This is a genomic window from Nocardia sp. NPDC052316 (assembly GCF_044547795.1).
In the GTDB taxonomy this organism is placed as follows: domain Bacteria; phylum Actinomycetota; class Actinomycetes; order Mycobacteriales; family Mycobacteriaceae; genus Nocardia.
Window position 1 is genome coordinate 901965 of sequence record NZ_JBIUBB010000002.1, and the last position, 17043, is coordinate 919007.

General features: G+C 66.6%; 17 protein-coding genes. 5 read left to right on the forward strand and 12 right to left on the reverse strand.

All coding sequences use genetic code 11. From position 1 onward, the window contains the following. Positions 1-31: 31 nt before the first annotated feature. The gene (locus ACIHA7_RS10870) at positions 32-598 is read right to left on the reverse strand and encodes a dihydrofolate reductase family protein (RefSeq protein ID WP_397287985.1); all 567 of its coding nucleotides are present in this window, start codon (positions 596-598) and stop codon (positions 32-34) included. Positions 599-964: 366 nt separating this feature from the next. On the opposite strand from ACIHA7_RS10870, the gene ACIHA7_RS10875 reads away from it, so the two are divergent. Next, on the forward strand, positions 965-2797 hold the full coding sequence (locus ACIHA7_RS10875) for a hypothetical protein (protein WP_397287987.1): 1833 nt from the start codon (positions 965-967) through the stop codon (positions 2795-2797). 123 nt (positions 2798-2920) lie between these two features. Here the strand turns inward: ACIHA7_RS10875 and ACIHA7_RS10880 are convergent, their stop codons facing one another. Continuing rightward, entirely contained in the window at positions 2921-3736 is an 816-nt protein-coding gene (locus ACIHA7_RS10880) for an alpha/beta fold hydrolase (protein WP_397287989.1), read from the reverse strand. A gap of 152 nt (positions 3737-3888) precedes the next feature. Between ACIHA7_RS10880 and ACIHA7_RS10885 the strand changes: the two genes are divergently transcribed. Together ACIHA7_RS10885 and ACIHA7_RS10890 are read left to right on the forward strand one after the other, a co-directional pair. Further along, positions 3889-4479, forward strand: coding sequence for a TetR/AcrR family transcriptional regulator (locus tag ACIHA7_RS10885; RefSeq protein WP_397287991.1), 591 nt, complete (start codon positions 3889-3891; stop codon positions 4477-4479). Beyond that, positions 4476-5315: an alpha/beta fold hydrolase gene (locus ACIHA7_RS10890; RefSeq protein ID WP_397287993.1), complete on the forward strand. Its 840-nt coding sequence runs from the start codon at positions 4476-4478 to the stop codon at positions 5313-5315. Before ACIHA7_RS10885 ends, ACIHA7_RS10890 begins: the two co-directional genes overlap by 4 nt. Positions 5316-5504: 189 nt before the next feature. Here ACIHA7_RS10890 and ACIHA7_RS10895 read toward each other — a convergent pair whose 3' ends face one another. The 5 genes from ACIHA7_RS10895 to ACIHA7_RS10915 form a co-directional block, all read right to left on the reverse strand. Beyond that, positions 5505-5717, reverse strand: coding sequence for a hypothetical protein (locus ACIHA7_RS10895; RefSeq protein ID WP_397287994.1), 213 nt, complete (start codon positions 5715-5717; stop codon positions 5505-5507). Between the two features lie 331 nt (positions 5718-6048). Continuing rightward, on the reverse strand, positions 6049-6303 hold the full coding sequence (locus ACIHA7_RS10900) for a hypothetical protein (RefSeq protein WP_397287996.1): 255 nt from the start codon (positions 6301-6303) through the stop codon (positions 6049-6051). Positions 6304-6312: 9 nt separating this feature from the next. Beyond that, positions 6313-7788, reverse strand: a complete 1476-nt coding sequence (locus ACIHA7_RS10905) for an ADP-ribosyltransferase (RefSeq protein WP_397287998.1) — start codon at positions 7786-7788, stop codon at positions 6313-6315. Further along, a complete protein-coding gene (locus tag ACIHA7_RS10910) occupies positions 7785-8096 on the reverse strand; it encodes a WXG100 family type VII secretion target (protein WP_397288000.1) in 312 nt (103 codons plus the stop codon). The genes ACIHA7_RS10905 and ACIHA7_RS10910 overlap by 4 nt, the downstream gene beginning before the upstream one ends. A 43-nt stretch (positions 8097-8139) precedes the next feature. Then, positions 8140-8469, reverse strand: a complete 330-nt coding sequence (locus tag ACIHA7_RS10915; protein ID WP_397288002.1) for a WXG100 family type VII secretion target — start codon at positions 8467-8469, stop codon at positions 8140-8142. Positions 8470-8724: 255 nt separating this feature from the next. Between ACIHA7_RS10915 and ACIHA7_RS10920 the strand changes: the two genes are divergently transcribed. Continuing rightward, the gene (locus ACIHA7_RS10920; protein WP_397288004.1) at positions 8725-9150 is read left to right on the forward strand and encodes a DoxX family protein; all 426 of its coding nucleotides are present in this window, start codon (positions 8725-8727) and stop codon (positions 9148-9150) included. 9 nt (positions 9151-9159) lie between these two features. Here ACIHA7_RS10920 and ACIHA7_RS10925 read toward each other — a convergent pair whose 3' ends face one another. Then, on the reverse strand, positions 9160-10374 hold the full coding sequence (locus ACIHA7_RS10925; RefSeq protein WP_397288006.1) for a DUF418 domain-containing protein: 1215 nt from the start codon (positions 10372-10374) through the stop codon (positions 9160-9162). Positions 10375-10493: 119 nt separating this feature from the next. Further along, on the reverse strand, positions 10494-11258 hold the full coding sequence (locus tag ACIHA7_RS10930) for a hypothetical protein (protein WP_397288008.1): 765 nt from the start codon (positions 11256-11258) through the stop codon (positions 10494-10496). Positions 11259-11596: 338 nt separating this feature from the next. On the opposite strand from ACIHA7_RS10930, the gene ACIHA7_RS10935 reads away from it, so the two are divergent. Beyond that, positions 11597-12496, forward strand: a complete 900-nt coding sequence (locus ACIHA7_RS10935; RefSeq protein ID WP_397288010.1) for a hypothetical protein — start codon at positions 11597-11599, stop codon at positions 12494-12496. Positions 12497-12522: 26 nt separating this feature from the next. On the opposite strand, the gene ACIHA7_RS10940 is transcribed toward ACIHA7_RS10935, so the two are convergent. The 3 genes from ACIHA7_RS10940 to ACIHA7_RS10950 form a co-directional block, all read right to left on the reverse strand. Then, on the reverse strand, positions 12523-13944 hold the full coding sequence (locus tag ACIHA7_RS10940; protein ID WP_397288012.1) for a S8 family peptidase: 1422 nt from the start codon (positions 13942-13944) through the stop codon (positions 12523-12525). A 153-nt stretch (positions 13945-14097) separates the two neighbouring features. Continuing rightward, a complete protein-coding gene (locus tag ACIHA7_RS10945) occupies positions 14098-14700 on the reverse strand; it encodes a DUF308 domain-containing protein (RefSeq protein WP_397288014.1) in 603 nt (200 codons plus the stop codon). Positions 14701-14938: 238 nt separating this feature from the next. Then, a complete protein-coding gene (locus tag ACIHA7_RS10950; protein ID WP_397288016.1) occupies positions 14939-16876 on the reverse strand; it encodes a M3 family metallopeptidase in 1938 nt (645 codons plus the stop codon). Between the last annotated feature and the right edge of the window lie 167 nt (positions 16877-17043).

Consider the following 17043-nt stretch of genomic DNA (forward strand, 5'->3'; position numbering starts at 1 on the left):
ACAACCGAGGTCATGCGCAAGTCCGCGTCGTTCAGTCGTGTTTCGCCTCGTAGCGCAGCAGGACCGTGCCGCCAGGGAAGGTGCGGTTCTCCAACAGTCGCAGGGAGATCCAGGACGGCAGGGTTGGGAAGAACGGGGTGCCGCCGCCGACGGCGGTGGGCACGACCACTAGCCGGTACTCGTCCACCAGTCCGGCCTGCACGATCGGCGCGGCCAGCGTCGCGCCGGCCACCTCCAGCGTGCCGTCGGTTTCGGCCTTCAGCTTCGTCACCACCTCGACCGGGTCGCCGCGTTCCAGGCGGGAGTTCCAGTCGACGGACTCCAGGGTGCGGGAGAACACGACCTTGGGCATGTCGCGCCAGATGCGGGCGAAGTCGACGGTCAGCGGGGTGGCGTCCGGGGCCTCGTCGGCGGTCGGCCAGTACGCGGACATCAGCTCGTAGAGCCGCCGTCCATAGAACGACAGAGCGGTCTCCCGCTCGAAGTCGTTCCAGTACTGGTGCAGTTCGTCGCTCGGATCGCCCCAGTCGATGTTGCCTTGTGCGTCGGCGATGTAGCCGTCGACCGAGACGTTGAAGCCATAGATGAGTTTGCCCATAGAGATCAGACTGCACCAGCGGGCAAAACTCATCGCGACGCCCCGAACAAGGCGCGAAACGAGGGTGACCAGGCGCGGCGTTCACCGCGCGCCAGCGTGCCTCAGCGGCCTCAATCAGCTCGAATGCCATCGCGCCGGGCGAGACCGGACAGCTCTGTAGCTAATCCTGTTGAGCGACTGCTCAACCCGATGCGGATTCGGTGAACGTGCCACCGCAATTACCCGTGCGGCAGATCGTGGCCACGCAGTCGCGACCGTCTGAGCCGGGACTACCCCCGGCGAAATCGCTCGCCGTTGATCTTGGCGAACTGCATGAACCATCGACCGAACTCCTGACAAATCTCCCAGTGACGTGGGTCTCGGTCCGTGGCAACGTCACTGACCGTGGCAAATGCGGCGCGGCGTCTCGGACGGTCGGTACAGCAGGGTGGGCGGCGCGGCGAGCGCCGAACTGGTTGGGCGGCAACGGCGGTGATGACGGTGGTGGCCGCCGGTCTGGTCCCGCCGGGCCTCGCGGCGGCGGCCGAGGAACCGCCCGTGTCGGTGGCGACGGACCGCCAGGAACAACAGGTCGCCACGCGCGACGGAATCGCGGTGTCCTACGTGAGCTTCCGGCTGCCGCTGCCTGCCGGGGTGCCCCCGCATCCGGAGGCCTGCGATCGCGCGGGCTACCTGCGCTATCGGCCCGTCGACGGTCCGGAGCACTCGCGCGATGCCGACGCGGTGGTCGTGCAGCAGCAGGGATTGGGCGGTGGCGCAGTCAATTCCGAGGGTGTCGCGGGCAATACGGTGCGTTCGGCGAAAACCCTCGGCCGCACTATCGAGTTCTGGTCGCTGGCCCGGCGCGGCGCCTGCTTGGATGAGACAGCCGGCTTCGACTACGCCTTGCAGACCGGCAACTACCTGGACGCGGTCGACTACTACTTCAACGGCAAGCCGATCGACGGGCGCACCTTCCCTGGCTTCAAACACTCGCAGGACCTGGCCATCCTCGACGCGATCGGCGTGGAGCGGGTGATCAGGGACCAGTACGAGATCATGCTGCACGAGGTGCCGGATCAGGCCGAGCGGCAACGGAAATACATCTGCACCGGCATTTCGATGGGCGGGATGGTCACCGGGTTCTTCTCGGACTGGGATTTCGACGGCAACCCGGCCACCCAGGCCGATGCGGGCTACAACCAGTGCGCCGCGTTCGCCGCCCAGGACTCGATGGTCTCCTCGGATCCGGCGGCCATCCAGAACACGCCGTTCTTCAGCGATGTCACCAACGCGCTCATGGGCCCGACCAACACCGTGCTCAAGGCCGGATTCGACAGTGGGGTGCTGCCGATGCGCATCCTCGGCCCCGTCCCGGTGATCGGCACCAAGGCGATGATGCTCTACCGCCTCGCCGGGCTCGCCGCCCACCTCGCACCGGACGAGGAGAGCCAATTGCTGGCCCACCTGCACGATCCGGAGGTGGAGACGACGCTCACCACCATGTTCGGCCAGAGCTGGGCGGCGGTCGCGTCCGGTGGTTCGAACGGTGAGGGCACCATCCGTGACTACCGGTTCACCAATACCGCGCTGCTCGGCACGTTCATCGACAACAACTCCGGCAATTTCGCCCTGCTGCAACAGGGAGTCGGCGCACTCGCGGGCGGTCCGGTGCAGGAGAAGACCTTCCCCAATGGTGGTGGCGCGACCCAGGTTCCGGTGTTGGGCAACTATCTGCGGATGAGCGCGGGTCCGCAGACGCGGGTGGCACCGACCGACCGGAACGTGCTCTACACGTGGCGCAACTACAACGACGTCGTCGGAGTGCCGTGGACCGCGCCGAGCCGAGAGACCTCCGACATCCACGCCGTAGCACGGCAATTGGGCACCGGCGCGCCAACCGCCTACTGGGAGACCTACTTCCCGGCCCGTATGGTCATCGATCTCGGCGCGGGCTTCACCGGCGCCCGCAGCGGCAACATGGTGAATCTGCGCTACCACAACATGAGTCGCACCAAGCCGAACTTCATCGCCTACGCGGGCGACAGCGTCGTCCAGTACGGCGTGGGTACCTGGATCCCGACCGGAGCCACCGCCCAGGTGGAGACCCTGCCCGGCTACACGCACATCGATACGATCGGCGCGGCCGCGGTGCAGAACAACGGAAAGCCCGACTACAGCGGTCAGTACCTCGCCGAGTTCATCAGGGGTCTCACCTAGTAGACAGTGCCCGCGCTCCGGACCGTGCGGGTGGTGACGCCGGACGGCTTCGACCCTCATCAGGTCGTCCGGTGCATGTCCTGGGCGGCGGCGCGGGCAGAGCCGTCGCCCAGGACACCGGCTTCAGCCGAGCACGTCACGCAGGCGAGTGACGAAAGTGGCCGGGTCGTCGACGAATCCGATGTGGCCGCCGGGGAACAGGGTGGGCTCGATACCGATCCGTGCGGCCAGCGCCCGCGTGGTGTGATCACAGAACTGGTCCGTCGAGTCGGCGCCGATCCCGGCGATCAACCGGACCGGCGTCGCGCGCAGTACTTCGAAACCCGGCTCCCACCAGACGGTTCCGCCGATCTCGTGCAGGAACCAGAAGCGCTCGCTGGCCACCTGCGCCGGATCGCGGTCGCCGCCGAACATCTGCTCGAGGACCGGCTCCGGCATCTCCATGTTGGCGTCGACGAAGAACTTGCGCCAGGCGCCCAGTACGTCACCGCTCGCGTAGGTGGCGGCGAGATCTGCTGTGTTCGTCCGCGATTCATTGTCGAGCACGGCGTTCAGCGGCGGCTCGTGCGCGATCGCGGTGCCGACGAGTTCCGGGTGCGCCTGCACCAGCGCCAACGTGGTGACCGCGCCGCCGCTGGAACCGAAGACTACGGCGGGGCCTGCGTCGAGGTGGACGAGGATCCTGGCCAGGTCGTCGGCGCGCAGCGCGGGGGTGGAGTCCTGCTCGGGGTCGGCGAGCACGCTGCCCTTGTGTCCGCGCGGGTCCATGGTGAGCACCGTGTGATCGGTGGCCAGCAGGTCGGCCAGCGGGGCGAAGGCGGCGGCATCCATCGGGGCACCGACCAGTGCGATGAGCGGTCCGCCGCCGCGGACCTCGTAATACAGGCGGGCGCCAGGGACTTCGAGAGTATGGGTGGCGACTGACGAGGTCTGGGTCATGAGTTACTCCTCTACGGGTGCTACGTGCTCACGACTGACGACGGTGCGTGCGCGCGAAACTCATCGGCGACCGGCCGGTGCCCGTGGGCAGTTGCCTAAACTAGCCTCCCTAGGTTATAAACTAGGGGTACTAACTTAAAGGAGGTGCCCACATGATGGCACGAGCCGGGTTGACCGCCGACCGGATCACGCGCGCCGCGGCCGACCTCGCCGATGAGATCGGCTTCGAGAAGGTGACGATGTCGGCGTTGGCCAAACAGTTCGGCGTCAAGGACGCCAGCCTGTACTCCCACGTGAAGAACCTGCAGGAGCTGCGAGCCCGGGTCGCCATGCTCGCCGCGGCCGAGAAGACCGACCTCATCGCGACCGCCGTCGCGGGCCGCGCGGGCCGTGACGCACTCGCCGCCTTCGCACACACCTGGCGGGAGTACGCGCTGCGGTATCCGGGCCGCTACACCGCGACCCAAGCGCCGGTCTCGCCCGGACTGGTCGAGCCGACCCCCGGTGCGGTGCGCGGCATCGAGCTCACCTACGGCATGCTGCGCGCCTACGGCCTGACCGAACCCGACCTCACCGACGCGGTCCGGTTGCTGCGCAGCACTTTTCACGGCTACGCCGCTCTAGAGGCGACCGGCGGTTTCAGCCACTCCCGCGATACCGCCGCCTCCTGGGAACGCATTATCGACGCACTGCACGTCACGCTCGAGCAGTGGCCGTCCAGCGACGACAAGGACGAGAAATGAGAACCGGCACCCTGAAAGTCCCCGACGCCACCCTTTACTACGAGGTGCGCGGCGACGGCCCCGTGCTCCTTCTGCTGCCCGGCAGCGGAGGTGACGCGGCCGTGTTCGACCCGATCGCGGACACACTGGCCGAGCATTTCACGGTCGTCACCCTCGACCCGCGCGGTTACTCACGCAGCGTCCTCGACACCGCCGAGCCCGTCGGCGAGCTGGTCGCGACGCAACGCGACGACGCCTACCTACTCCTCGAAACCCTCACTCCCGCAGGCGAAGACGCCTACGTCTTCGGCGGAAGCGGCGGCGCGGTCATCGCCATGGACCTGCTCGTCCACCATCCCGAACGGCTGCGCCTCGTCATCGCCCACGAACCCCCGTGCTTCGCGGTACTGCCCGACGCCGCCGAACAGCAGGCTTTCATCGACGAGGTCTACGCCTTGTTCCGCACCGAAGGTGTCGCGGCCGCAGGCGCCCGCTTCCTCCAGGGGATCGGCGGCACCATGAAACCCATGCCCGATCCCGCCGACTTGCCGCCCCGCACTGCCGAAATGCTCCACCGCCTGCATGCCAACGCCGCCCCCATGATGGCCAACGAACTCCGCCCCATCACCTCCTACCAACCTGACGAGACTGCCCTCGCCACCCACACCGACCGGCTCATCCTCGCCGCGGGCCGAGAAACCCGAGGCCACCTCCCCCACCGCCCAGCCGCCACACTCGCCGCCCGGCTCAACCTCCCCCTCACCGAATTCCCCGGCGGGCACAGCGGTTTCACCGACGCCCCCCGCGAATTCGCCCACCAACTTCTGGACCTGCTCCTCACCGCCCGAGTGCCCTAGTACTCGTCTGGACTTCATGACCATGGCGTGCAGCGTCATAGATGAGTCGGGGACCGATGAGTTACCACGGCGGAAATGGTCTCTTCTTGCGGTGCCGGATAGCAGGCCGGACGAGGGGCGACCACCGCGTGACCACGTCGTCTTCACGTGTGACACCGTTGAATCAGTGGTGGCCCCCGGCCGCCGCCTTTAGTCCACCGGGTTGCCGTGCTGGTCGAACCATCGGCCGTTCACGACGGTCCAGCCCTCCCACTCGGTACCTTCCAGGTCATCGGAGAAGCGGCCGCCGAATCCCGCCGGTGTGGCCCCCTCCGGTGGCGGGGCCGCCGCTGCCCGCGCGGCACGGAACTGGTCGAGTATCGCCTGGTCGCGGGCGAACTCTTCTGGGGTCGGCAATTTCATTCCGGCCGCTTCGGCTTCTTCGCGGGTATAAAATACTTTCCCGCCAACTTCTCTAGGCATTACAACTCCCTATATTTCCGACATGGTCAAGGCGTTTGCATGCCGCCACCGCACTGGCAAGGTCTTGTCCGAACCGTCCGGGGGCATCCTGCTGCGACTGGGGGCGGGTGAACTAAGGGACGGCCAGGATGCGCCGCCGGATTACGGCCGTCGCACTTGGGTGCACCAAGCGCCTGCGCCGGAATCGATCCCGCCGCAGGCCAGCGACCCTGCCGTGGCCAAGCTTGCTGGGTAGCCGTCACGTTGCGGCTGAACCGTTTCCCTTCTGGCGCTAGCTCGTTTCCTGCTGCGGGTCGTCGCGGTTCTTGCGGGAGCCGTCCGGGTTGCGTGGGTCGTCGTCGTGGTTGTAGTCGTCATCTCCGAAACGGCTCGACAGGTGGATGCGTTTTTCAGGTGGGACGGCGGCGCGTTTGGCGTTGAACTCATCGAACCGCGCTTCTGCGGCATCTATCTGCTCCTGAGTGAGTGGCTCTAAGCCCAGTTCCTCAGGGGTCGCGATCAATCGTCCTTTGTAGTACTCGGCCATGATTCCCCTTTATCGCTCTATCATTTTTATGATCGTCCGACCGGTGGCCGGGTCTACAAAAGTTTTGGTGATCTCGAATGGCGTATTCGGCTTGAACAGCACCTCTAATTCTTCGGATTTTCGCGCGAATTGTTCGATTGATTTTCCGTGTACGGAATCGATCTGGAATTCCACCTGGCGATCGAATGCCGCTTCCGGGGAGCGTGAACTCGAAATGAATTGAGGCTCGACGATAATTTTACCCTGGTTGTTCGTGTAGACGGCGAGGTCTTCGGCGCTGAGGTTCACCCGACGCGTGACTGTGCCCTGATAGTCGGGGAGTTTTTCGAGCGCTCGCACGGTGTCGTCTATACGGAGTTGTTGCGCTCGGTTGATGTTTTCCGGCTCACGCCGCAGCATGTAGTTCAGCGCTTCGGCGTCGGGGCCGGTGTAATTCCAGAGTGCGGCCCGGTCGGTGTCATCGAGTAGTTGCGCCGGTGTCGGGTTGGGCTTGGGTTTGGGTTTCCCGCCGGGGGCGAGTTCTTCGAGTCGTTCGCATTCGCGTTTTGCCCGCGCGAGATCCTGATCGAATTTCACCCCCGCCTTGATGTTGCGTGCCCGCTGCCAGTTCTCGATGAGGGTGCGCATGGGCCGGGCGTAGCGGGCGCAAATAGCCGCAGTGGCGGCCAACCCGACTGCGGCACCAGCTCCGAAGGTGATGAACGAGGACGCGACCGAGATGGCCGCGGTGATGGCGAGCTCTTGAATGAGCGCGTCGCGGACCATCTCGAGTTGCTGGCGGAGCTGGTCGCGCAGTTCATCGAGGGCGGCGCGGTGATCGCGGCAGGACTGGGCCAGATCACCCATAGCCGTGAGCACCTGCTCGGCGGCGGCTTTGAGGGCGCGCAGGTCTTCATCGATGAATGCCGCTTCCGGTGCGATGACGTCTTGGAACGCGACGGCCGCGGCTTCGAGCACGGCCGGGAATGCGGCGGCTCCCTCGGAAGTCCGGGCGCTGTCCCAGGTCAGCCCCGCATTGGAGATGGTGGTGGCGTTGCCGTCCGGGATGGTAAGGCCGATCTTTTTGACCAGGCCGAGCCCCCCATCTACCAGTCCCTGGCCGGGGCCACCGGCCGACGGCAGCGGCTTACGGCAGGCCAGCACCGGCACTACCGGATTCGGCGGTTTGACGGGCGCAGGACCAGCACCGATGGTCGCGCCGTGCTCGTCGAGGGCGCGTTGGTAGCCCATCGCGTTGAGCACGACGGCGTAGGCGTGCGCGGCGTTGGCGACCTTCTCCACCATTTTGAGGAGCTCGGCCGCGCGCTGGTCATAGGACCGCGCCCACGCGAGAGCATCCCCGTAGCTGCCCGCCATGTCGGTCGCTTTTTCCAGTTCCGGCCAGCGCGCGTCGACCGCGGACCACCAGGCCGACGCGCTGGCCGCCACCTTGGCGGCGGTGTCGTAGTAGACCGTGGTGTCGACGTCGAGAACGGTTCCGGTCACTGCGCGACCTGACCGCCGCGGCCCAGCATCGCGAGGTTGGCGGCGGTTCCGCTTTCGTAGGAGTTGCGCGCGGCGGCCGCGGCGGCGCGCATCTTGTCGAGTCCTTCGGTCATGCGGGTCGCGGCGGCGACCCATTCGGCGTGCGCGGTGGCGTGCGCGTCGGCGGCGGCACCGTTCCAGCTCGACTGCACGGTGGCGATGCGTTGGTCCAGTTCGGTCAGGGAGTCGGTGACGAAAGAGGTGAGTGACGCCACCTTGGCTGTGACGGCGTCCAGGTGTGCGAGGTCGACGCGGTATCGGTCGGTCATGGAACGTTGTCCCCCAACGGGTCTCGGTGCGCGGTGACGGCTGTCAGGGCAGGTTGAGCGAACTGATCGTGGCGGCGTTGCCGGTGTCGGCGGCGGCGCTGCGGTCGACGACGACGCCGAGCAGATCGGCCATGTCGGCGAGAGCTTCGAAGACGTCAAGGGCGCCGCGGTGCACCTCGTCCCACGCGGTGGAGTACGCGGTGGCCGCGGTGCCACGCCAGGTCGACTCGAGCGCGTTGACGTCGGCGGAGGCCGAACGCAGACCGTTGATGAGGTTCTGGGCGGTGGTCTGCACGTAACGGCCGGCGTCGCTGACGTGGTCAGGCACCAGGTTGAAGGTGTTCGGTGCCGCGTTGGCGGCGCTCTCGGTCAACGGATGCTCCTAAGGGGTTCGAGGCACTCTATGCAAGCTTGGACGTGCCCGGGTCGCCGACGGTTCCCTCTGAATCTATCGGTTCGGCAATCCGCAGCACGGGCCACCGTTGCGCACCCCTGCGAATACCCCGTTGCTCGCGTTGTCGACGCTGCGTGCGCGCGCTCAACGCCGCGCGCCCGATAACAGCTTCGCCGAAGTGTGCCGCCGCTTCGTCCCGAGGTCGGCCGCCGACGGTGTGTGACACTCGTAGCTATGCGCCTGCAAACTCGAACTGCCGACATCTGGCTGCTTTGTTGCCGCATCAGCGTGGGCCTGATGTTCCTTATCGGTGCGGTCAAAAAGGTCACTGATCTGGACTGGTTCCGCGCCGAGTTCGTCGCGCTCGGCGCACCGTTTCCCGACGTCACCGCCCCGGTCACCGCCTGGATCGAACTCGTCGGCGGCGCCTTGCTGATCATCGGCGCCTGGACCCGACTCGCGGCCGGCGCGCTCGCTGCCACCATGGTCGGTGCGCTGTGGTTATCGGTTATCCCCGCGATAGGCAAGAACTTCCACACGTTCCCCGACCGCGTCAGCAACTTTTTCTACGCCCCCGAATGGCTGCTGCTTCTCGTCCTCGCGCTACTGGTCAGCACCGGCGCAGGGCGTGCTTCCGTCGACAGTCGGCGCCGCCCATAGCGGGACCCATCAATCCGCCTGTGCCGGAACCTGTTCCGGTCGCCGCCGCCATTGCGGAATCGACAGATACGTCGCGGCCCGCAGTACCCACTCCACCGGTCCGTACCGATGATCGCGCAACCACCAGGTGCTGAAGGCCAGTTGCGCGGCATAGGTAACCAAGGCAATCGCGACGACACCGAGCGGTGGAATCTTGTCGACCAACGCGAGCCCGTAACCGGTATAGATCACCATGAGCACGATGGATTGCCCGATGTAGTTGGAGGCCGCCATCCGTCCGGCGGGCGCGAGCCGCCCGATCACGCTCGCAGTGCGCGGCGACTGGGTGAGACAGATAATGCCCGCGATGTACGCGAACGTCATCAGTGGATTCACCAGCTGCTGAATGCCGGGCCACACGCTGGGCATCGTGACCCAGTTCATCGACCCCGCGAAGCTGCCCGCCGACACCGGCAAACCCACCGCCAGGCCGCCGACCAGCACCCGAGGCGCCCAGCGCCGCAACGCTTCCCGGTCGCTGAACAGCTGCCGCTTGCCTGCCGCCATACCGATCAGGAACATGCCGAGGCTGGTGATGCCCTGGGTGAACCAGATCAGGCCGATGAATATGGGCGCGAGCCACATCTGGGTGGCGAAGGTGTCACCGAAGGTGCCGGTATATCCCTCGTGAATCCGCTGCAGATCGAACAGGCCGCCCAGCGCTTCGAGCTTGTTGTCACTGCTCGGCAGGAAACTCCACCCGCACCACACCGCATACAGCACCGCCCCGGTGATCGCCGCGGTGCGCGGCTTCAGCTTCTTGAGCGGGATGAGGATCAGGCACAGGAACGCGTACAAGGTGAGAATCTCACCGATCCACAGGAAGAACACGTGCGCCAGTCCGATCACCATCAACGCAAGACAGCGACGCAACAGTCGCGCGTTGGCCGAGACTCCCGCGCGCTGGGCCGCCGCGATCTGCAGGGTGAACGAGTACCCGAACAAGAACGCGAACAGCAGATAGAACCGACCTGAGAACAGCGCCTCGACCACCGCGTGCACGGTGTGGTCGATCGGACCGTCGAAGCGCGATCGCGGGTTGTCGCGCGTCCCGGCGTACGACCACAGGGCGCTCGCGACGAGGACATTGGTGATGAGGATGCCGAACAGGGCGAATCCCCGGAGAATGTCGACCTCCGCGATCCGTCGACCCGAGACAGCAGCGGGGAGAACCGATTCGGACATATCAGTGAAGTTAGCCGTCCGAACCGCCACGGCGCGTCCGTCAACGGGCTGATACACGCGCCGATCTCCAGGGTGCCGCGACTGCGACCTGCGGCGTATTGACAATAGCCACTCGGCGGTCAGGCCAAATCGGCGACCTCCAGGTAGATCTGCCGTTCGACGGCGATCTCGGCCAGAAATCCTTGTGCGCCACCGGATGCCGCGGTCGCCGGGAACGCCGCCACGGCCAGCTCCCCGGCGCGCAATCGCATGCCGGTGAACTCGCGCTGCCCGAGAATGATCGGCTGTGCCTGCTCGAACGTCTTGCGGACCACCTCATCCGCGAGTGGCTCGCCCAACAGGTCGGTCACGGTTCCCGGCACGATCCAGGCCGAAACGATCTGATCAAAGCTCGGCTGACGGGCGATGTGATGCGCCAAGTACATCCGGCTCGGCCGACCGAAGCACAGATGAGTGAGCAGTCCGCGGCCGCGCTCGCGATCCGGATCGAGTGCGGCGAAGTGGACGACGCGTCGCACGGTGGCGAGTACGTCGCCGACGATCGTGATGCCGTCGCGTTCGCGTCTGCCCCGGATCAGCGTGCCGCGGAACGACTTACGCGGGTGCGCGCGCCCCGGATCGAGCTCCGCGATCGAGAAGTCCTCGGGATCGAAGGTGTGAATGCCGGTGTAGCCGGACCGCCGGTCCGCGCCGAGTGCCCGGCTGCCGCGTTCATCGAGTGCGACCTCGAGCAGCACCTGGTAGTTGTAGGGCGACTGGAACGTCGGACGGTACGACAGGTAGCAGTCGAGGCCGGTGCCGAAGGCGACCATGCCGTGCGTGCCCGCACCGCCTGCCAGTCCGGGCCGATGATGTCCGGAGGTTCGAATATGGATCGCGCTCATGACCCCGCCTCGCTCTCGCTCGTCGCCTCAGCGACTGCGTTGTCGATTCGCTCGCTCATGATCGGCTCCTTTCTCCGCACCTTCAGAGTGCCGCTATCTCGGCCCACTGCCACGAGTGCTCGACTACTCGAATCCGCTGGTAGGGGCTACTCGTTAGGGGTGAACAGGTCGTCCACTGTGCGGTCGCCGGCCACACAGTGGCATGCAGTGCCAGTACGCATGCTGCGCCAACCGGGGAACGAACCAGGCGGCCCGGTAGTCCTCCCGTGGGGCCGCCCTCACTTGGTACGGTCGCGACGTTGCTTTCGGGGGCGGTTCGCCTGGATAGGTTGGTCAGCATGCGGAAAGTGAAAGTCGCGTTACGCCATGTGGTTATCGGCGCTGCGCTGTCCGGACTCATCGTCGGCTGCGGTTCGGATCCGGAGCCACCGTCGAACCCGGGCCAGTCGCCCCGTTCGGAGCAGCCGCGCCGCTTGGAGAAGGTGGTGTTCGAGGACGGCTGGCAATCGGTCTTCGTCATGAATCCCGATGGCACCGACGTTGTTCGGATCGGCGCGGGCAACCACCCGAGCTTTGCCCGCGACGGATCGAAGATCGTGGTCGGCGGCGCCGCCATCTCGACGATGGATCCGGACGGCGGTAACGTGCGGCGACTGACCGACGGCGGCTACCACCCCAAGTTCTCCCCCGACGGCGCTCGGATCGCCTTCGCCCGCGGCGGTGCCATCTATGCGATCAACGCCGACGGCGGCGACCTGAAGCAGCTCACCGCGCTCCCGGATCCGACGGCCCCACCCGGCCCCGGCCAAGCCTCGTCGCAGAATCCCGCGTTCTCGCCGGACGGTTCGAAGATCTTGTTCACCAGGTCCGGTGCCATCTGGGTGATGGCCGCCGACGGCACGCACGCACGGCAGGTGCTGGCGGATCCGTTCTGGAACTCCGACCCGGTGTTCACGCCGGACGCCACGAAGATCGTCTTCACCAGTAACCGGGGTGGGAAGAACCGCTCCGAGATTTACGTGATGCATGCCAACGGCGCCGATGTCCGTCCCCTCACCGACGACGCGACGGTGCACCCGTCGTTCTCACCGGACGGCTCGAAGATCGTCTACACCCGCAACCCAGCACCCGAGCCGGGTGCTCAGATCTGGGTGATGAACAGCGACGGCAGCAACGCCCGCCAGCTCACCGATCCGAAACAAACTGCTCAGCATCCGAGTTGGGGCGCGGGTCACTGATCCCGATGGCTGGCACCGGACGTCGGTCAGTAGGGCGCGGCCATGGCTTTCAGGTCGGGCAGGTTGCCGATCCGCTGACTCGCCGGGCGTCCCGGTGCGCTGGTCTGAGGTGATCCGGTGGTCCGCAGCAGCGCGCGTATCTCGGCGGGAGTTTTGCGGGAGTCGGCGACCGCGCTGATGCCCTGGTAACTCGCGATCGCGCCGGTGACGATCGGCGAGGCACTGGACGTTCCGCTGAACACGTCGGTGTACCAGAGGTCTTCGTCGGATCCGCCCTGCAAATCGCCGTATCCGGTGGTGGTCACCTCCCTGCCCCAGCCCTGGGCGTCGACGCGGGAGCCGAAGTTGGAGAAGGCCAGTCGGGACCGGCCAGGACCGTGGTCGCGGCCGTGGAAGCCTTGCGGCGGCGCACCGGCTCCGACGACGATCGCACCCGAATCGGCCGCACCGCCGCGGAACGGGTTGCGCCACGAGGCGGGAAACTCGGCGGGGCGGCGGTCATAGAGTGCGGCGTCGAGGTCTTCGGCACCGTTTCCCGCCGCTTCCACCACGATGACGCCGCGGGCGCCGGCGTAGCGAATCGCCGCGAGATCGTCGGGCCACCACTCGATCGCGATGTAGCCCGCTTGGTCCGGCCGGCCCGCGTAGTCGAATCGCGGTCCTGGGCGGTGCAGTTCGAGCAAGATGACATCGCCTGCACCGAGTGCGTCGGCGGCGGTGCGGATCGCGGCGGCCGAGCCAGGCCCGAAGATCGACACCGCGCGGATGAGGGCGTCGGGTGCGATACCGGTGATGCCGTAGGCGTTCACGTCCCCGCTGATCTCGCCTGCGACCGCGGTGCCGTGGTCACGCCAGCCTCGGTCCGGCGAGGGGTTGCCGCCGATCACTCCGCCCTGGCCGATCAGCAGGTCTTCGTGGGTGAACCGCCACGCGCCTTCGATGTCGATCACGCGCACACCCTGACCTCGTCCGCCGGGCATGGTCCACGCCCACCGGGCATCGATGCCCTGCGGTGCGGGATCGAGGTAACCCTGGCGCGCTTGGAAATTCGGGGTGACCGGTGGCGCGTCGTCGGCGCGCGCGTCGGGGGCGCCGTCCGGGGCGATCGGCGGCTCGGCGGGCGGTTTGACGTAGGCGCCGTCGACCTCGTCGTCTTCGCGCAGTCGCGCGGCGACCGCGTCGAGATCCTCAATGACGCCGTGCACGGAGAAATACTGGAGATACGCCGCGGCGACGGGCTCGTGCGCGGTTCCGGCGACGCGAGGGGGGAGGCGGTTGACCGGGCCGAAGATCCGCGCGAGCCGACAACCTTCGGGAAGTAGCGCCGCCAACCGCGCCTCGGTGCTCTGACTCTCGCGTAAGACGGCCGAGGTGAGTGCGGTATCCGCACCGTGGGTGACCACGATCAGCTCGGCCGGCGATCGAAGCGGACGTTGCTGGAATGCCATGATATCCAGTCAACCACCATGTCCCGCTTACCGTCCGAGTCCGCGTCGGGCGGGACATGACGGCCCGCGCGTTCGCACTTCTTCGCCATCGTGTCCCCGTGGCGGTCCCGCCCTCTGCCGTGCGGGCACGGTGGCAGGCGAGGAAACTCGCGATCAGGGATCGAGGCGAACCGCGCGCATCCGCGATACTCCGGGCAGGTCCACCACACCGTGGCGTACCGCAGCCACGCTGAGCACCTCCATGGTCCCGATCAGGATGAGGAACAGTCCGACCACCAGGCCGAGCACGTCCACCGAGTCGAAGGGCAGCACGCCGACGACGATGCCGAGCGCCATGGTGGCCAGGCCGAACACTTCCTGCCTGCCGCCGCCGGTCAGATTGGTTGCCCAGACGGCGACCGTCGCATGGCAGATGCCGCGGATCGACCACGCGAGGGCGATCCAGAACGACAGCAGCAGTGCCGAATTGCCGCCGCTGAAGCACAGCACGGCGAGCAACAGCGACACCACTCCGCTGGCGAAGACGAGCACGCGCAGGGCGGGTGCGATTTTCGCACCGAACGCGACGACCATCTGCAGTCCGCCGTTGAGCAGCAGGTAGAGGCCGAAAAGCAGCTCCGCGGTCGGTAGCGATTTGTGCGGCCATATCGCTATGACCACACCCACGATCATCGAGCAGGCACCGGCCACCACTACGGCCTGCCGGGCACCGCCGGCCAGTGGTTCCGTACGCCCTCCGAGCTCGTTTTCGGGCATAGCTACATGATATGGCCGAGCCGTTGCGTTAGCCGCGTGTTTGCTTTCACTCGGTGCGCCGAGTGCCGATCATCGGGCGTAGTCGGCACTCTCGCGGGACCGCTGGACTCCTCGGTCGGTCGACTCGGCGACGATCGGCTGCGGTAGCCAGACTGTTGCCAGGCAAGCTCTTTGCGGCGGTCAGGCCTCTCCACCGCGCCAGCCGTCCCCGCGTCTGATCGCTCCGAGCGCTGCGGACCTACGGGGCCGATCGAGCCGAATCCGCCACCGGCGCGCGATCCAACCACGCCGTGAACGCGTCGAAGCCGAACGGCCGACCGAGGAAGTCGGCCACCAGGTCCGCTGCGTCCCGAGCACCACCGGGCGCGAGAATCCGATCGCGATACCGGTGCGCCACTGCGGGATCGAACAGGTCATCGGCGTCGAAAGCCGAGAACAGATCCTTCGCGATCACCAGACTCCACATATACGTGTAGTACGCGGACGAGTATCCGGCGAGATGGCCGAACGAAGCCTGAAAATGCGTGCCCGGCAACCCGGGGAGCATGCCGTAGCGTTCCATGGCCTGCATAACCGCTGCGGTGTGATCGGCGGGCCGGTCCCGGTGCAGCAGATACGACACGGCGGCGTAGCCCACCTGGGTCTTTATCGAAAGTCCCTTACCGAAGTCCTTCGCCGCCCGCATCCGTGTCACCAGGTCCGCGGGGATGCGCGTGCCGTTCTCATCGATGGCGAAGGTGCCCAGAACGGCCGCGTCCCATGCCCATTCCTCGAGCATCTGCGACGGCGCCTCGACGAAGTCCCACTCGGTGGCGACGCCGGAGAATCGCGCCCACTCCTGCCGTCCACCGAGCACATGATGAATCAGATGCCCGAATTCATGGAACAGCGTGACGACGTCTTGGTGTTCCATCAGCCCGCGAGGGAAGTTGCACACCAGTACGCCCTCGGGCAGCAGCCGGTCGGTGAGACCACCGACGAGATCGAACTGCGCCGCATGCTTGTATTTGCCCGCGCGTGGATGCAGGTCGAGGTAGATCCGGCCGCGCAGTGCACCGTCGGCATAGACGTCGTACGCGGTGACGTCCTCGTGCCAGCGCGGGACGTCGACCGGCCGGTACTCCAGGCCGAACAGCCGCCCGGTCACCTCGAGCAGGCCGGTGCGTACCCGGCTGAAATCGAAGTAGCGGCGTACCTCCCTGGCATCGACGTCGAATTGTTCGCGTTTGATCAGCTCGGTGTAGTAACCGATCTCGGAACGGTCGATCGTGTCGGTGGGGTCGTCCTCTCGTCGGCGCGCGAGCAGTGCGTCGAGGTCGCGTCGGCCCGCGGTATCAGCGGCGGTCGAGATCCGCTCGATGAACTCGGCGATCGCGTGTCCGGTACCGATCATCTTGACGTCGGCGTCGTAATCGGGCCAGCTGTCGTAGCCGAGGAGCCGGGCTTTCTCGTCACGCAGGTCGAACATCTCGTGCAGGACAGCGTCGTTGGCCGGCCAACCGCGGCTCTCGAACTCGATGGTGAGGGTGCGGCGGGCCTCGGCGTCGCGCGCGTAGGTTCGGAACGGGCGATAGTCCGGATAGTCGGTGGTGATCGTGACGAGTCCGTCGTCGGCGGGCGGATGCGCGGCGCGGAAATCGGCGGGCAGACCCTCGAGTTGCTCGGCGGCGAGCCGAACAGATCGCACGTCGTCTCGGATGGTCCGGCCGAAGTCCTGGTCCAGTACGGTGAGCCGCTCGGAGATCTCCCGCAACCTGGTGCGGGTCTGCTCGTCGCGGTCCACACCGCTGCGGCGGAAGTCGCGCAGCACGTGCTCGCGCATGCGCAGGGCTACCCGGTCCAGTCCGGCCGAGTCGGTGGCGGCGACCACGTCGTAGATCGCACGGTCGAGGTTGCGATCGGTCTTGACCCGATCGATCTGCTGCACGAGCTCCTCGGCAAGGGTGCGTACGTCCGACTCGGGGTGGACCTCGAGGAACAGTCCGGCGGCCGACTCGGCACCGCGCAACGCGATGTCCGCGTCGTTCCACAGGCTGAGCACCGTGGCGGTGCCGCGGGAAGTGCCGTCCTTCAGCTGCTTCAGCGTGTCCGACGCGGACTGCAATCGGTCACCGACGTAATCGGCGAGCCAGGAGGACCAGTCAGCGGATGGCAGAGCAAGCGGCTGCGGGTTCATTCCTCGACAGTAATCGCCGTCGTCTCGGTCGGGCAGAGGTGGCCACTGCCAGATCATTGGCGGCAGTCACGACCACCAGGGGTGCGTCGCAGTCGACGAGACGCTCGGCCCAACGCGGTGGGTATAGGGCGCGGCAAACACCCTGCTGGGTCGGTGGACGGCCTTGC

Bases quoted from the DNA above. Each gene is read 5' to 3' on its own strand.
- ACIHA7_RS10870 (WP_397287985.1), bottom strand. From the start codon at position 598: ATGGGCAAACTCATCTATGGCTTCAACGTCTCGGTCGACGGCTACATC.
- ACIHA7_RS10880 (WP_397287989.1), bottom strand. From the start codon at position 3,736: ATGACCCAGACCTCGTCAGTCGCCACCCATACTCTCGAAGTCCCTGGC.
- ACIHA7_RS10885 (WP_397287991.1), top strand. From the start codon at position 3,889: ATGATGGCACGAGCCGGGTTGACCGCCGACCGGATCACGCGCGCCGCG.
- ACIHA7_RS10890 (WP_397287993.1), top strand. From the start codon at position 4,476: ATGAGAACCGGCACCCTGAAAGTCCCCGACGCCACCCTTTACTACGAG.
- ACIHA7_RS10895 (WP_397287994.1), bottom strand. From the start codon at position 5,717: ATGAAATTGCCGACCCCAGAAGAGTTCGCCCGCGACCAGGCGATACTC.
- ACIHA7_RS10900 (WP_397287996.1), bottom strand. From the start codon at position 6,303: ATGGCCGAGTACTACAAAGGACGATTGATCGCGACCCCTGAGGAACTG.
- ACIHA7_RS10910 (WP_397288000.1), bottom strand. From the start codon at position 8,096: ATGACCGACCGATACCGCGTCGACCTCGCACACCTGGACGCCGTCACA.
- ACIHA7_RS10920 (WP_397288004.1), top strand. From the start codon at position 8,725: ATGCGCCTGCAAACTCGAACTGCCGACATCTGGCTGCTTTGTTGCCGC.
- ACIHA7_RS10925 (WP_397288006.1), bottom strand. From the start codon at position 10,374: ATGTCCGAATCGGTTCTCCCCGCTGCTGTCTCGGGTCGACGGATCGCG.
- ACIHA7_RS10930 (WP_397288008.1), bottom strand. From the start codon at position 11,258: ATGAGCGCGATCCATATTCGAACCTCCGGACATCATCGGCCCGGACTG.
- ACIHA7_RS10935 (WP_397288010.1), top strand. From the start codon at position 11,597: ATGCGGAAAGTGAAAGTCGCGTTACGCCATGTGGTTATCGGCGCTGCG.
- ACIHA7_RS10940 (WP_397288012.1), bottom strand. From the start codon at position 13,944: ATGGCATTCCAGCAACGTCCGCTTCGATCGCCGGCCGAGCTGATCGTG.
- ACIHA7_RS10945 (WP_397288014.1), bottom strand. From the start codon at position 14,700: ATGCCCGAAAACGAGCTCGGAGGGCGTACGGAACCACTGGCCGGCGGT.
- ACIHA7_RS10950 (WP_397288016.1), bottom strand. From the start codon at position 16,876: ATGAACCCGCAGCCGCTTGCTCTGCCATCCGCTGACTGGTCCTCCTGG.